Annotated in this window: 9 protein-coding genes; 8 read left to right on the top strand and 1 reads right to left on the bottom strand. The window is 61.2% G+C overall.

Annotation, left to right across the window (positions count from 1 at the left end; genetic code table 11):
• Positions 1–58: 58 nt before the first annotated feature.
• The 8 genes from VJS46_RS10875 (at position 59) to VJS46_RS10910 (ending at position 12,107) form a co-directional block, all read left to right on the top strand.
• Positions 59–319: a hypothetical protein gene (locus tag VJS46_RS10875; RefSeq protein ID WP_324060070.1), complete on the top strand. Its 261-nt coding sequence runs from the start codon at positions 59–61 to the stop codon at positions 317–319.
• 113 nt (positions 320–432) lie between these two features.
• A complete protein-coding gene (locus VJS46_RS10880; RefSeq protein ID WP_324060072.1) occupies positions 433–1,749 on the top strand; it encodes an APC family permease in 1,317 nt (438 codons plus the stop codon).
• 85 nt (positions 1,750–1,834) lie between these two features.
• Positions 1,835–2,356 carry a sigma-70 family RNA polymerase sigma factor gene (locus VJS46_RS10885; RefSeq protein WP_324060073.1) on the top strand — a complete coding sequence of 174 codons (522 nt, stop codon included), beginning with the start codon at positions 1,835–1,837 and terminating at the stop codon, positions 2,354–2,356.
• Positions 2,353–3,372 (top strand): FecR family protein, encoded by a 1,020-nt coding sequence (locus VJS46_RS10890; protein WP_324060074.1) that lies wholly within the window; start codon positions 2,353–2,355, stop codon positions 3,370–3,372. The genes VJS46_RS10885 and VJS46_RS10890 overlap by 4 nt, the downstream gene beginning before the upstream one ends.
• 47 nt (positions 3,373–3,419) lie before the next feature.
• A complete protein-coding gene (locus VJS46_RS10895) occupies positions 3,420–5,732 on the top strand; it encodes a TonB-dependent receptor (protein ID WP_324060075.1) in 2,313 nt (770 codons plus the stop codon).
• 152 nt (positions 5,733–5,884) lie between these two features.
• Positions 5,885–7,927, top strand: coding sequence for a TonB-dependent receptor (locus VJS46_RS10900; protein WP_324060076.1), 2,043 nt, complete (start codon positions 5,885–5,887; stop codon positions 7,925–7,927).
• A gap of 17 nt (positions 7,928–7,944) precedes the next feature.
• Positions 7,945–9,945, top strand: a complete 2,001-nt coding sequence (locus VJS46_RS10905) for a S9 family peptidase (protein ID WP_324060077.1) — start codon at positions 7,945–7,947, stop codon at positions 9,943–9,945.
• Positions 9,946–9,989: 44 nt separating this feature from the next.
• Positions 9,990–12,107 carry a prolyl oligopeptidase family serine peptidase gene (locus tag VJS46_RS10910; protein ID WP_324060078.1) on the top strand — a complete coding sequence of 706 codons (2,118 nt, stop codon included), beginning with the start codon at positions 9,990–9,992 and terminating at the stop codon, positions 12,105–12,107.
• Positions 12,108–12,325: 218 nt separating this feature from the next.
• Here VJS46_RS10910 and VJS46_RS10915 read toward each other — a convergent pair whose 3' ends face one another.
• Positions 12,326–14,575 (bottom strand): TonB-dependent receptor, encoded by a 2,250-nt coding sequence (locus tag VJS46_RS10915; RefSeq protein ID WP_324060079.1) that lies wholly within the window; start codon positions 14,573–14,575, stop codon positions 12,326–12,328.
• Positions 14,576–14,780: the final 205 nt, after the last annotated feature.

Genomic DNA, 14,780 nt, shown 5'->3' on the forward strand with positions numbered 1-14,780 from the left:
TGCGAGCAGAAAAAAATGACGTACGCTCTCTTCAACAGAGAAGAAGGAGAGCGACGTCATGAATTATTCGGCCCCCAATCCAGGCGAGGAAAGCCTGGTCATCCTGCAGAGCTTGCTGTGCTTGCTGCGGGAAAAGAACATATTGAGCCGGGCCGATATTGAAGAACTCTGCCGGAAAGTCTCGCTCCGCGCGGCAGGCATGGCCGACGAGCCCTTGCCTTGCTGCCCGGAAAGCGCGCTTGCGGCCTCTCAGGACATGCAGCGGCTCACAAGCTACATTGGCCAGCGCTACGGCGGCAAGCACGCGAGAGGTATCTGATCTCAAAGGGCGTCGCCAATCCCTTTTTCCTTCACCCGCAATGCGGGAACCTCGCTTCTCAGCAAGGACTGACGAATCGATGACCTAACCCGTCTTAGTGGAGACGCACCGCTATGACCGAAGAGCGGCCGCAAAGGCTGCGGCGTGAGCTTGGGCTCGGCGGAGCAACGATGATGGGTCTGGGCTCGATGGTGGGCACCGGGGTCTTCGTCAGTATCGGTATCGCGGCGGGAGCAGCCGGACCGGCTACGGTCCTCGCGATCATTCTTGCCGCGTTTGTCGCCATGGGCAATGCGCTCTCGAGCGCGCAACTTGCGGCAAGTCATGCCGTCAGCGGCGGAACATATGAATATGGCTATCGCTATTTAACGCCAGCTTTCGGGTTTACCGCGGGATGGATGTTCCTGTGCGCCAAGACGGCCTCGGCGGCGACCGCGGCGCTCGGCTTTGCTGGCTATCTGCTGCGCCTTCTCGGGGATGGCCAAAGCGCGATGCAGTGGATAGCACTCGGCGCCATCGCTTTGTTCACGGTCCTCGTTCTGGCCGGTCTCAGGCGTTCAAGCGCAATGAACATCGCGATCGTTTCAGTGACACTTCTCGCGCTCTTTGTATTTATCTTGGCAGGATTTCCCTCAGCCATACAGGGCAGGGACAACTTTGCTCCCTTTTTCCCGGATGTGAACGGATCGGCGTTGCACGGATTCTTCTATGCGACGGCGCTGATGTTCGTCGCCTATACCGGCTATGCGCGAATTGCGACGCTTGGGGAGGAAGTCAAAGACCCTCGGAAGAGCATTCCGCGCGCGATCATCATCACGCTTAGTATAGCCGCCGCCCTCTACATCTTGATAGCGGCGGTCGCAATCGGGTCGGTCGGCGCCGAGCGATTTGCCGGATCAGCGGCTGAGCAAGCTACGCCGCTCGAAGCCGTCGCGCACAGCTTCGACCTGCCGTTCGTACCGGAACTGGTCGCGGCAGGCGCGATCACCGCGATGCTCGGCGTCCTTCTCAACCTCATTATTGGTCTCTCGCGGGTTTTACTTGCTATGGGAAGGCAGGGCGATGCGCCACCGCTCTTCGCACGCATTGCCGGTGATGGACGGGCGCCGGCTAGTGCCGTGATGCTCGTCGGGGTTGCCGTTGGGGTACTGTCGCTGGGCGGGAGCCTCGAGACGACCTGGGCGTTCAGCGCGTTCAGCGTGCTGATCTACTATGCGATCACCAACCTCGCCGCGCTACGCCTCCCACGAGAGAATCGGCTTTACCCGCGCTGGATCGCTGTTGCCGGATTGTCGGCTTGCCTGTTCCTTGCCTTCTGGGTTCCGCCCGCCATTTGGCTCGTGGGATTGGCGCTGATCCTTGCGGGACTCGTCTGGCACATGGTCGTACCGCATTTCTGGCGAGCGCCTCCTACGTCCAAGGAGACTTGAAACGTTGCAGGCGCACATGACGGGCTGGTCCGTGGTTGCAGCTGTCGCACTGTCCCAATTGAGCTCTGATACGTCTTACGCTACCATGAGATATGTTGGCCATCTCGCGATGAAGGATTCAGACCCTTCCCCGGACGCTCTCGCACGCAGATGGGAGCCCGCTCTCAGGGCCTTCTTTCTACGCCGGCTTCGCAATCACGCGGAAGCCGAGGACCTGACCCAGGAGGCGTTCATCCGCGTGCTGGAGCGGGGGGAGGGCCGTGCCGACAGCTATATATTCCAGATCGCGCAGAATCTCCTGATCGATCGACAACGCCGAAACGTGGTGCGAGACCGGTACAGAGACGCCATCAGCGCCGAGCAGGACCGGCATCATGACCCGCTTGACGCGCATGCAATTCTGGAGGGGCAGCAGCGACTGACCATCGCGATGTCCGCATTGGCCGATTTACCAGAGCGGACCCGCTCGATCTTCATCCTCTATCGGTTTGAGAAGATCAGTCAGAACGATATCGCTTCGGCCTTCGGGATTTCCGCAAGCGCGGTCAAGCAACAGGTTGCCAAAGCCATGGCCGCGCTCGCCCGCGCCCTGAGGGAAGAACGATGAGGATGGTCGGAAATGACATGAAGCCTGACCGCGACGAGGAAGCGGCGGCCTGGTATTTGGACCTTTCCGCGGGAGAACTGCCGCTGGCTCGCCGCGCGGAGTTGGACGAGTGGATGGAAGATCCCGAAAACCATGAGGCATTCCGGCGCGCGGCCGAGATATGGGACGTGACCGAAGCCATCGCCAGTTCGCCCGAGGTGGTGCACATGCGCGCGGAAGCGCTCGCTTCCTATCGGGAAGCTGCCGCGCCGCGATTGCGTAAGCCGGCCAATATAGGAGGGCGCATCGCAGGTATGATCGCCGTTGCCAGCGCGGCGGCCGCAGCGGTTGCGTTCTGGCTGACGACTCCGAACACCGAGGCATACCGCACCGGCATCGGCGAAACGCAGGTGGCTATGCTGGAAGACGGGTCGAGGCTTTCGCTCGACGCCGACAGCAGCGTGGACACGACCTTCGATTCGCAGCGCCGCGCCCTGGTGCTCAACAGGGGCCGCGCCCGTTTCGACGTCGCCCATAACCCTGTCCGGCCGTTCACGGTCGCAGTGGGGGATAAGGTGGTAGTCGCTACCGGCACTTCGTTCAGCGTTGAGAAGCTTGGCAGCGAAGTCCATGTGGTGCTCTACCAGGGCCAGGTCACCGTCGTCCTTGGCCGTGACTGGGGTCTGGGGGACGCGGCTATACACAAGGGCGGGATGGAAGAACTTCTCGAGCCTGGCCATGAGTTGACTCTGCCGGCGATCGGGAAGGGGGCGGCGGCGATCATCAAGGCTCCAAATCTTCCCGACTGGGGGCAGGGACGGGTCAGCTTCGATGACGAGCCTCTTGCGCTGGCGGTGGAGCGTATGAACCGCTATCTGTCGGAGCCATTGGTGGTTGCGGATCGCGGCGCGGCTGCGGTGAAGGTAACGGGTGTATTCGACACCTCGAGCTCCACCGGCTTCGTCGAGGCTCTGCGCCATCTGAGCGGTGTTCGCGCTGAACGCCGAGACGGAAAGGTGCAATTGTCAAAACCATGAGGGCAGGGCCGATCGACGGCATGGACGCTGTGGGGAGCTAGGCAGGCGTGCCGCTGAAGCCCTTGGTGGTTTCGACCGCCGTACTTGCGCTAGCCTTTCCAATCACGGCAGCATCCCAGCCGGTACGATTCGAGATACCGGCGCAGGACCTTGGTACCGCGCTGCGGGCATTCGCCGCGACTTCTGGCAGACAGGTGGCGTTCGACGCCACTCTCGTCAGGGGGAAAAGATCGCGCCGGCTGGTAGCGACAATGACGCCCGAAGCGGCGATGACAAAGCTGCTGGCCGGTTCCGGCCTCACTTACATGCAAACCGCCTCTGGCCTGTTCATCGTCACGGCCAAGGTCGTTACTGTTCGCGCTTCGGCCACGGAAAAAGTCCGGCCTCTTCCCCCGGAGCCGTCGCCGTCCGAGATCGTCGTCACCGCACGAAAGCGTGACGAACGAGCGATCGATGTTCCTGTGGCGATTTCGGTCGCGACCGGGCTCTCGCTGGAGCGGCGCGGGGTTCGCAGCGTGGCCGATTTCCTCCAGCAGTTTCCGGGCGTCGGGATCTACGACTATGGCAATGGAGTGCTGAAGGTCACCATTCGCGGCATATCCACCTCACTGGGCGGCAACGAAAATGGCTATTATCTGGACGATCTGCCTTTTACGGGAGTGAACGTCCCGATTTCGCCCGACGTGCGGGCCTGGGACCTGGAGCGGGTGGAAGTGCTGCGCGGCCCCCAGGGCACGCTGTTCGGCGAAGGGTCGCTCGGCGGAACCATCCGCACACTCACCCGGGGCGCGGACCTCGACCGCTGGGAAGGCAAGGCATCGGCCTATGTCTCGCAGACGGACGGAGGCGGCATGAACCGGGGGGTGAAGGTCGCGGTCAACGCCCCGATCATCCCCGGCATACTGGCCATCCGGCTGGCCGGTACGGCGGAGCGCCTGCCGGGCTGGATAGACGATGAGGCGACGGGCAGGCACGATCTCAACGACCAGAAAGTCACGACCTTCCGGAGCAAAGCTCGTCTGGACCCGACTGACCGCCTGTCGATCGCAGGCAGCTACTGGTTCTACAAGGGCAGCTTTCCGGGAGGAGATGCCACCGCAACGGACGATGGCCAGCAATCACGATCGACGGTCCTGTCCTCAACCGTCAAATATCGCCTCCATGGCCTGAGCGCCCGCTACGATCTCGGCGGCGCCGAAGCCTTTTACGGCTACTCGCACGGCAATTTCACCCTGCCGCAGTCCGGCCTGGCGAGCGGCGGCCAACTCCATTCCTTTATCAAGATCAAGCTCGATGCGCACGAAGCCAGGCTCTCCTCCACCCGCAAGGGGCCGCTGCAGTGGACGGTCGGCGCCTATCTTCGCGACGCGATCCGCCATGACGACTTCAAATATCCATCGCTCAACATCGACTATCTGGTCGACGTGAAGAGCCAGGCGCGCGCGCTGTTCGGCGAGGCGACCTACACGCTGCCCTTCGTGCCCGTCGATGTGACTGCTGGGCTTCGCTATTATCGCGAGCGGATCACCGGTCTGGAAAGCGATGCGGGTCTTCCGCCCGCCCGGCGCGCCAGAGCCTATGAAAGCTGGAACCCGCGTTTCTCGCTCGCTTGGCATCCTTTGCCCACCGCCATCGTCTATGTCAGCGCGGCGAAGGGATTCCGGTCCGGCCAGTTGCAGCCGACCGTTGCCCAGGCTTTGGCTCCCGGCCTGCCCCCCATGTTGGAGCAGGATTCGGTCTGGACCTATGAGCTGGGCGGCAAGGCGGAGCTGTTCGATCGTCTGCTCACGTTGGAAGGCGCCTTGTATCGTAGCGACTGGAAGAATGTGGCGGTTCGGGTTCCTATCGGGGATACGGGCTATAACGGACTGCTCAACTCCAAGGGCAGCCGAACCTTGGGCTTAGAAGCCAGCGCCGCGGTCCGGCCTGCCGCCGGCCTGGTGCTGACAGCGTCGGGGACCTATGTGGATGCTGTCTATTCGGGTTCCGTACCGGGGACGGGCATCGTGGCTGGCGCCGCGGTGGAGGATGTCGCGAGGTTCACGGCCAGCGCATCGGCGGAGTATCGGACAAGCCTTACCGACGTGCTGACCGGCTTTGGCCGCATGGACTGGCAGCATAGCAGCCCACGCCGGCTCTCGGCCTTCGGCCGCTATCTGCCAGGCGACCGGATCGATTTGGTCGGCGCTCGATTGGGGGTCGAAGCGCGGCGCTATTCCATCGCCCTGTTCGTCGACAACCTGACCAACGAAACGGGCGGGGAAAGTGCCCGCACGGTTCAGCCGATCGCGAGTGATATCGTCGCCACTCGCCCACGCCCACGAACTTACGGCCTCGAAATGAGCTTTTTATTCCGCTGATTGACGCGAAAATGTCGCCGTCCTGAAATTTTTTTGCAACTTGCTGTCCCTCGGAGGTTCACGCGCGTCATGCCTCCAATAGCATAGAGGGAGGCATTTCGATGACGCGTATCAGGAACACATGCTCTGTTGTTGCACTTCTGGCAGGTTTGATGCCACTTTCCGTTCTCGCGCAGGAAGGACCCGCTCCGACGGCTGCATCCGAGGTGGGTGAGATCGTCGTCACCGCCCGCAAGCGCGAGGAGCGCGCCATCGATGTGCCCATCGCCATTTCGGCGGTCAGCGGAAGCAACCTTGAACAGCGCGGCGTCCAGAATCTGGCCGACTTCCTTCAGGAGGCGCCGGGCGTAGGCATCTACGATCGCGGCAATGGCATATCGAAGATCACGATCCGTGGTATCTCCAGTTCGCTGGGCGCCAACGAAAATGGCTATTATCTCGATGATCTGCCGTTCACCGGCGTGACGGTTCCACTGTCGCCCGACGTGCGCGCCTGGGATCTGGATCGCGTCGAAATCCTGCGCGGGCCGCAAGGAACGCTGTTCGGCGAAGGATCGCTCGGCGGTACGGTGCGCATCCTCACCAAGGGCGCGGATCTCGAAAATTGGGAGGCCAAGGGTTCGGCTTATCTGTCGAGCACCAAGGACGGCGGTACGAACAGGGGCATCAAGGGCGCGTTCAACGCGCCGATCATGCCTGGCGTACTGGCCGTGCGCGTCGCCGGTACGGCCGAGCGCCTGCCGGGCTGGGTGGATAATGACGCCGCAGGAACGCGCAACCTAAACGACCAGACGTTCACGACCTTCCGCGCGAAGGCTCGCTTCGACCCCTTCGAACGCCTTTCAATCGCCGGCAGCTACTGGTTCTACAAGGGCGAATTTCCCGGCGGCGATTCCACTGCGACGGACGACGGGCAGCAGTCGCGCGCCACGGTTCTGGCAACCGGCGTCAAGTACCGCCTTTATGGCGTGAGCGCCCGTTACGATCTTGGCGGAGCCGAAGCATTTTACGGCTATTCGCACAGCAAGTTCGATCTGCCCCAATCCGGTCCGGCGGCGGGCGGGATCCTCACCTCTGCCATTGGCATCAAGGTCGACGCCCACGAAGCCCGCCTGGCATCATCTGGGACCGGGCCTTTCCAATGGACGGTCGGCGGCTACTTGCGCGACGCCAAGCGCACGGACATCTTCCTGTTCCCCTTGTTCGCCATTGATAATGCCAGCGAAGTGACGAGCAAGGCCCGCGCCCTGTTTGGCGAGGCGACCTATACGCTGCCTTTTGCGCCTGTCGATCTGACTGCAGGCCTGCGCTATTATCGCGAAAAGCTCCATGGTTTCGAAGCCAATTCCGGCATGATAACCGACCAGCCAGGCGATACGTACAAGAGCTGGAACCCCCGCTTCTCCATCGCGTGGCATCCCATGACGAACGCCACCATCTATGCAAGCGCCGCCAAGGGTTTTCGCGCCGGTCAGTTGCAGCCGACTATCTCTTCCGCCCTGGCGGGCCCGCTTGGCATCGATCTTCCCGACGCGCTGGCGCAGGATTCGATCTGGACTTATGAACTGGGCGGCAAGGCGGAACTATTCGGCCGCACGCTCACCCTGGAAGCCGCAGTCTATTACAGTGACTGGAAGGACGTGACCGTCCGCATCCCGATCGGCACCTCCGGCTTCAACGGCCTCATCAACTCGAAAGGCACTACAACCAAGGGCATCGAGCTGAGCGCGGCCCTACGCCCCGTGGAGGGTCTGACGCTCATGGCAAACGGGTCCTACAATGACGCGACCTATTCGGCCGCCGTGCTGGGGACGGGTATCGTCAAAGGCGGCATGGTGGACGACGTGTCGAAATATACTGCCAACGCGACGGCCGATTACCGCGCGCCCATATCCGACAGCGTCACTGGTTTCGGGCATGTGGGATGGGAATATAGCAGCCCGCGCCGGTTCACCTCCTTTCCAGGCTATCTCCCCGGCGACCATATCCACCGGGTCAATGCGCGCGTCGGCGCGGAGTGGGAGCGCATCTCGCTCGCGCTGTTCGTCGACAATCTGACGAACGAAAACGGGGCGACGAGCTTCCGCACCGTTCAGCCGATCTCGGCCACCGATCTGGACATCACTTCGACCCGCCTGCGGCCGCGGACCTTCGGTGTCGAACTCAGCGCCACCTTCGGCGGTCCGGCGCGCTAAGGGAAATGGTCAGGATCATGCGCAAAGTCATCACCGCCACGCTCCTTCTTGCTTCGGCCGGAGGGAGCTTTGCTCAAGACATCAAGCTCGATCCTGGCCGCCCCGGGACGGCGGTTCTTCGGGGGGCTCCAGATCGGCCCTTGACCGATCCGCGCAGCCTCGTGTCGCCGTCGCGGGACGATGTCGGCCCGGTGCCGATCCCGGACCTGTTCTTCACGCGTTCGAGCTGGTTCGCTACCTGGACTCCCGACGGGCAGGTGGTCGTGTCGACTGACCTTACCGGCCGCATGAACCTGTGGCGCGTCTTCCCTAATGGCGGCTTCCCTCTTCAACTCCAGCAATCGGAGGACAAGAGCTTCTATCCGGCGGTGACGCCGGACGGTCGCACGCTCCTTTATGCCAGCGATATCGGCGGGCGCGAGATCTATGACATCTTCTCTATTCCGGCGAGCGGTGGCGCGGCGGTCAATCTCACCGCGTCGCAGGATGCGACCGACACCGGGCCCTTCGCGATCAGCCCAGATTCGAAAGAGGTTGCCTTCAACCGCCGCGTGGCGACCGAACCCAGCACAAACCTGGCGCTGATGTCGCTCACCGACCGGAAAGTTCGCCTTTTGACGCAGGAAAAGGTCGCCGGCACCTACTGGTTCGCAAAAGCCTTCAGCCCCGACGGTCGTTTCGTTTATGCAAACAGGGCCAATGCCAGCCAGACGGAAAGCAGCGTCTGGCGTATCGACGTGACCAGCGGCGCAGCGATGCAGGTCGCCGGGGGCAAAGGCCAGCCCTATGAGGCCGCAAGCGCCCTCTCGCCGGATGGAAAGACGCTAGCCCTCACGAGCGAAAACGCGGCCGGCATCCGCCAGGCGGTACTGCTCGACCTGGCAAGCGGCGCTCGCGCGCCCATGCAGCCGAGCGAATGGCCGCAGGAGGCGGGGGCGATCTCTCCTGATGGGAAAATGGCACTCGCCATTGCCAATGTGGATGGCCGGAACGAAGTGTACGCCTATGATATGGTTGGCCGGACATCGCGGCGTCTCCCTCTGCCGGATGGACATGTCAGCGACTATTTCGGCGAGCTTCCGGCATTTTCGCCCGACGGCCGCCAGCTTCTGTTCCCGCACTCCTCGGGCGGTTCGCCGTTCGACTATTGGACGCTCGACCTGGCGAGCGGCAGCACCCGCCGCCTGACGAAGCTGGGCCTCGCCAGCATCAACCCCGACACGCTGCCGCGCACCAGCATCATCCGCTACAAGAGCGCGGACGGCACGGTCGTAAGCGCAGTCCTCTGGATGCCGTGGAATTTGAAGCGGGACGGTTCGGCGCCTGTCGTGGTGCTCGCTCACGGCGGACCTACCAGCCAGACGCAGGACGAATTCGACCGGACCGCGACGGCCCTGGCTTCGCGGGGCTATATGGTGATCGCGCCGAACGTGCGCGGTTCGACCGGATATGGTCGCGCGTTTGAGGAGGCAAACCGGCGCGACCTTGGTGGCAGGGATCTTGAGGATGAGGCATGGGCGGCGAAGTTCCTCGTCGAGTCGGGCTATGCCGACCCCAAGAAAATCGGCATCACCGGTGGCTCCTATGGCGGCTTCATGACGGTCATGGCGGTGGCGCGCATGCCCGATTTCTGGGCGGCTGGAGTCGAGCAATATGGCATCGTCAACTGGAACACGATGTGGGAGCGGGGATCGCCCGCGCTTCGCGAATATCAACGCGGCCTTATCGGGGACCCGGACAAGGACAAGGATGTCTATGCCCGAGTCAGTCCGCTCACCTATCTGCGCGACACCAAGGCGCCGCTCCTGGTGCTCCAGGGTGCGAACGACATTCGCGTGCCCGCGCATGAGGCGGAACAGATTGTCGACGTGCTGAAGCAGGCAGGCAAAACGGTCGAGTCCAAAGTCTATGCCGAAGAAGGGCACGGCTTTCTCAAGCGCGAGAACCAGATCGATGCCGCCGAGCGGACGGTGTCCTGGTTCGAAAAATATCTGAAGGGGCAAGGCGAGGCGCGCTAACCCTTCTGAACGCAATCGAACTGCTGCAAGCCCCGGAGATGTAAATGAAGATCGTCAAGGCAATGCTCCTGGCCGCCAGCGCTGTCTCAGGGCCGGTTGCGGCTCAGGACGCCTATCAATGGCTGGAAGCTCCCACAGAAGCGCGGGCGCTCGATTGGGCGCGCGAGCAGACCCGTCAGGCTCAGGCGAAAATCGCCGCCATGCCCCAGCACGCGGAAATATTAGCCGAACTGAAGACGGCGCTGGCCGCCGGCGATCCCGCGCCCGACTTCATGCTGATGGGTCCCTATGCACTGCGTTTCCAACGCAGCACCGCTCATCCCCATGGCGTGCTCGCCATCAGCCGCAGGCAGGCAGACGGCACGCCGGGCGAGTGGCGCGATGTTCTGGACATCGACGCCCTCAACAAGACCGAAGGCAAGTCTTTCGAGTTCCGCTTCGGCGCGATGACGCTCGCCTGCTCGCCGGACGGGTATAGCCGCTGTATGCTGCAACTGTCGCCTAGCGGCGGCGACGAAGCCGAACTACGGGAGTTCGACCTTGCCACGGGCAAGTTCGTGGCCGACGGCTTCCGCGTTCCTGCAAGCCGTGCCTTTGTGGCGTGGATCGATGGCGACACGCTGCTGCTGGAGCACACGGCGGACGGTGTGCCGACCCTGCCTTCCGGCTGGGCCAGGACCGTCGTGCTGTGGAAGCGCGGAACGCCGCTTTCCTCGGCCAAGATCGTCTATACGGCACAACCAACGGATGCGCTGCTGATGTTGAGCGCGACTGGCAATGGTCCGAACCGAATGGGGATTATCCAGCGCGCCATCGATTACTCGACGTTCGAATACTTGGCAGTCCGCCCGGATGGCAGCGTCGAGCCTCTACCGGTCCCGCGTGCGCTGAAGATGGGATATCCTGCCGCAAACGGGGGCCGACTGTTCGTCCAATTGGCTCGGGATACGACGATCCAAGGCAAGACTGCACCGGCGGAAAGCATCGTCGCTTATGACTTCAATCCCGGCATTGCTCCCGGAAAGCGGCTTTCCGTCGCCTATGCGCCAGTGAAGGACGAGTTCGTGACTGATGCCTTCCTCGGCATGGTCGCGACTAAGAGCGGCCTGAAGACGGTGGTGAACAAGCGCGGCGTCCAGCAGTTGGTGTACCTGAAGGCCGGCGCGGAGGGATGGACCGCTAAACGTAGCAAGCCGGAGCAGGTTGGCACTAACATCGGCTTCAACACGGCCGATCCGGACAGCGACGCCGTCATCCTGAAGCGCTCCGGCTATCTCGTTCCCAGCCGACTGGATCTGGTGACCGATAGCGGCCTGTCGACACTGTTCAGCGAAAAGGCCGCGTTCGACGCGAGCAAGTTCGCTGTCGATCTCAAGTCGACGACGTCCAGAGACGGCACGCAGATCGACTATTATCTGCTTCGGCCGAAGAGCGGCAGCAAGGGGCGAATACCCCTCCTCATGACCGGCTACGGCGCGTTCGGCATTAGCACGACGCCCGAATATCTCGATCATGGCGTCGGCGGAAAATCGCTCCTTTCATGGCTGAATCGCGGCGGCGCGCTTGCGGTGCCGCTGATTCGCGGTGGCGGTGAACGCGGTGAGGCCTGGCACCAGGCTGCCATCCGCGAAAAGCGCGAGAACAGCTATGACGACTTCGCGGCAGTGACGCAGGCGCTGATTGCGGAGGGCTTCACTACCCCGAGTCGCATCGGTGTGTTCGGCATGTCCAATGGTGGGCTTCTTTCCGCCGTGATGGGCACGCGGCATCCCGAGCTTTACGGCGCTATCGTAAGCGACGTTCCGCTCACCGACCTGGTCCGGCTGTCCTATATGGGCATGGGAGCCGCCTGGGTGAACGAATATGGCGACGCCAAGGATCCTGCTATGCTGGCGGTCATCAACCGTTACTCGCCCTATCAGAATGCCGCCGCCGGGAGGAAATATCCGCCCTTCCTGATCACAGTCGCCACCTCAGACAACCGCGTCGGGCCGGGCCATGCCCGCAAGCTGTCCGCCCGGCTGGAGGAGGTTGGCGCAACGGTCTATTATCTGGAGGACGAGCAGGGCGGCCATGGCGTGAGCGATCCGCTCAGCCGGCCGGACCTCATGGCCAATCGCGTGACCTTCCTCGTGAACACGCTCATGAAAGATCAGAACTGACTTCCTGTTCCTTGGAGGTGGTCCCGGCATTGTGTCAGAACTTCCACGCTATGGCTCCGGTGCCGATGGGCACGGTAATCCGACACTTCTGAAGGCACCGACGGGTGGCAGAGTCTTGGCTTGATTCCGCGCCTAACGATCGATGGGTCGCCCCGGATCGAATCGTCACCGACTAGGTAGCCCCGCATTACAGTGATGCAGGGGCGCATTCGGCTGGACTATAGCTTGAAACCCACCCTGATGCCGTAAGTTCGCGGATCCTCCAACTGCCCGTTCCTCGGAAAGCCGAAGGCAGGACCGCTCACAAAGCTGCCTATGACCGCCAGCTTGTTGGTAAGATTCTTTCCCCAGAGCTCCGCGTACCAACTGCCCCCTGAACCGGCATAACGGATACGGGCGTTGAGCATTCCGAAAGCGGGCTGGTACGCGTTCTTCAGGTTAAATGGGGTGAAGTAACGCGTCGATCGCCAGTTATACTCGCCCGAGACAACGATTTTGTCTTCATCACCGAGAGGGATGGTATACGCCGGGGCGACTGAAAATGTGTATTTTGAAGAGTCTGGTAACCGCTTGCCCGAAAGGTCCTGACTGAGCAGTTCCGGGAAGGCGGGATCAACGGTCGCGAAGTTTTTGAATTTGGCGTCATTATACGCAAAGCTGCCGCTAATCACGAGATTCTGGATTGGCAGCAGCCGCAATTCCAACTCAATTCCGTCGACAGTGGCATCAGCCGCATTTTCCAGAACAGCTCGATTATTGACAATCTTCGAAACCTGAAGATTCGTATAGTCGTAATGGAAGGCGGATATATTTGTTTGAAAATGATTGTTGAAGAGCTTCGACTTGATGCCGATTTCATAGGCCCAGAGTTTTTCGGGCTGGACCTCGCCCTGCAACCCCGTGACGGCGTACCCGCCGCTCTTGAAACCCTTGGACACTGACGCATAAGCCATCAACCGGCTGGTCGGTTCATATTGCAACACTAGCTTCGGGGTGACGGCATGGAAGCTGGCGCTATCAATATTCGTGGCCGCGACCACCGGATTAGGCCTTAGGAGCCGTTCGTCTATGCTTCGCTTTTCTTCGCTATAGCGAATTCCGGGCGTGATGCTTAGAGCATGGGTTAGTGAATAGGTCGCCTGTGCAAATATTGCATATGCCTTCGTCGAAGCACTCCCCCCCATGAATATTTCGGGACGGTCCGGCGGCGTCACGTTCGTGGCGCCCGCAGCCGGTCCGAAATCGATTTCCTGATATCCATTTAGGATCCGGTCATTCAGATAGTAAGCGCCGACTATCCACTTCAGCGATTCCGTATCGCCGAGCAGTTGCAACTCCTCGCTGAACTGCCGCGCTCTTTCGGACTGGTTGAAGTTAGCGAAATAAACATTTGTCGCGTCACGCTCGGTCTGAGCCAGGTAATAAATATGGCGATAAGACGTGATTGATTTCAGGCTGACGTTGTCATTGAGTTCCCAGTCCAGTGTTCCAGAGAATCCATAATAACGTCGCATGGAATCAGGTGGGCGATCGGTATTTAGCAGACGTGGGTTAATCGATTCGTTGATGGAATTCCGCGGAATTGTCTGCCCCCCGGCCAAGACAGCCGGCAACTCCTGGTTGTAGAGACTGGGCTGACCAACGAACCGGCCCTGCCGGCCGTTGCCGAGGAAATGGGTGGCATACTGGTGGTCGTTTCCATAAAAATAATCGCCTGACAGCGCGAGTTGCAGTCGCTCAGCGACATCAAATTCGAGACTTCCGCGAAAGCCGAACTGGGCTAAATCGTCGTAACGCTTGCCGTCAAACAAATTGAGCGAGAATCCGTCGCGACGCTCCCCCCTAATTGCGAAACGGGCGCGAATTCTGTCGTTCACTGGTCCGCTCACGAAACCTTCGGCTGCGCGATAGGAATAGTTTCCGACATTCACCTCGAGTCCCGCTTCGAATGTGCTGGTCGGACGCTTGGTAATCAGGTTGACGGAGCCGCCAGTCGCATTGCGGCCATAAAGTGTTCCCTGAGGACCGCGCAAAACCTCGACTCTTTCCATGTCGAGAAATTGCGCTCCCGCCTCGACCACGTGCGCGAGGTAAACGCCGTTAACATGCACCGCCACGGCTCCGTCGAAGCCTGGCGCAAATGCCGTCAGACCGAGGCCGCGAATGGTGATGCGGGGCGTACCTGCGTAGTTGTTGATCGCCATGCTCGGGACCAGGCCGCTGACCTGATTGATGTCTACAATGCCGCGGCTCGACAATGCAGCGCTATCGAGAGCCGTGATCGACAGAGGAGTCTTCTGAACCGAGGATTCGCGCTTTTCCGCGGTAACGACAATATCTTCCATCCCGCCGCTCTCAATGACCGCTTGCGGCTGTGCGGTATGCGCCACTTCCTGGGCCAACGTGCTCGTGGCCAAAGTCGACGCGGCGACAGTTGTCAAAAGTCTGGAATAGAGCTTCGCTGGCATGTTTCCCCCCTCCCGCGTCCACGGGCGTTTATCCCAACACTACCATCGGAGAGCGCCTCTTGATCTTTAGCCAACTTGTCGGGCGTTTACCGCTGGTCTTGTCACCCAAGAGGCTTGATCCAGGCCATTAAAGATGTCTAATATATTTTTAGAAGAATCTAATTCTCTGTAGCTATGAGTCAGATTATTGCGTACCGTCGCTCGC

Origin of the sequence: Rhizorhapis sp. (assembly GCF_035276005.1) — a bacterium.
Lineage (GTDB): Bacteria > Pseudomonadota > Alphaproteobacteria > Sphingomonadales > Sphingomonadaceae > Rhizorhapis.

Bases quoted from the DNA above. Each gene is read 5' to 3' on its own strand.
- VJS46_RS10885 (WP_324060073.1), top strand. From the start codon at position 1,835: ATGAGATATGTTGGCCATCTCGCGATGAAGGATTCAGACCCTTCCCCG.
- VJS46_RS10890 (WP_324060074.1), top strand. From the start codon at position 2,353: ATGAGGATGGTCGGAAATGACATGAAGCCTGACCGCGACGAGGAAGCG.
- VJS46_RS10910 (WP_324060078.1), top strand. From the start codon at position 9,990: ATGAAGATCGTCAAGGCAATGCTCCTGGCCGCCAGCGCTGTCTCAGGG.
- VJS46_RS10875 (WP_324060070.1), top strand. From the start codon at position 59: ATGAATTATTCGGCCCCCAATCCAGGCGAGGAAAGCCTGGTCATCCTG.
- VJS46_RS10900 (WP_324060076.1), top strand. From the start codon at position 5,885: ATGCCACTTTCCGTTCTCGCGCAGGAAGGACCCGCTCCGACGGCTGCA.
- VJS46_RS10905 (WP_324060077.1), top strand. From the start codon at position 7,945: ATGCGCAAAGTCATCACCGCCACGCTCCTTCTTGCTTCGGCCGGAGGG.
- VJS46_RS10880 (WP_324060072.1), top strand. From the start codon at position 433: ATGACCGAAGAGCGGCCGCAAAGGCTGCGGCGTGAGCTTGGGCTCGGC.
- VJS46_RS10915 (WP_324060079.1), bottom strand. From the start codon at position 14,575: ATGCCAGCGAAGCTCTATTCCAGACTTTTGACAACTGTCGCCGCGTCG.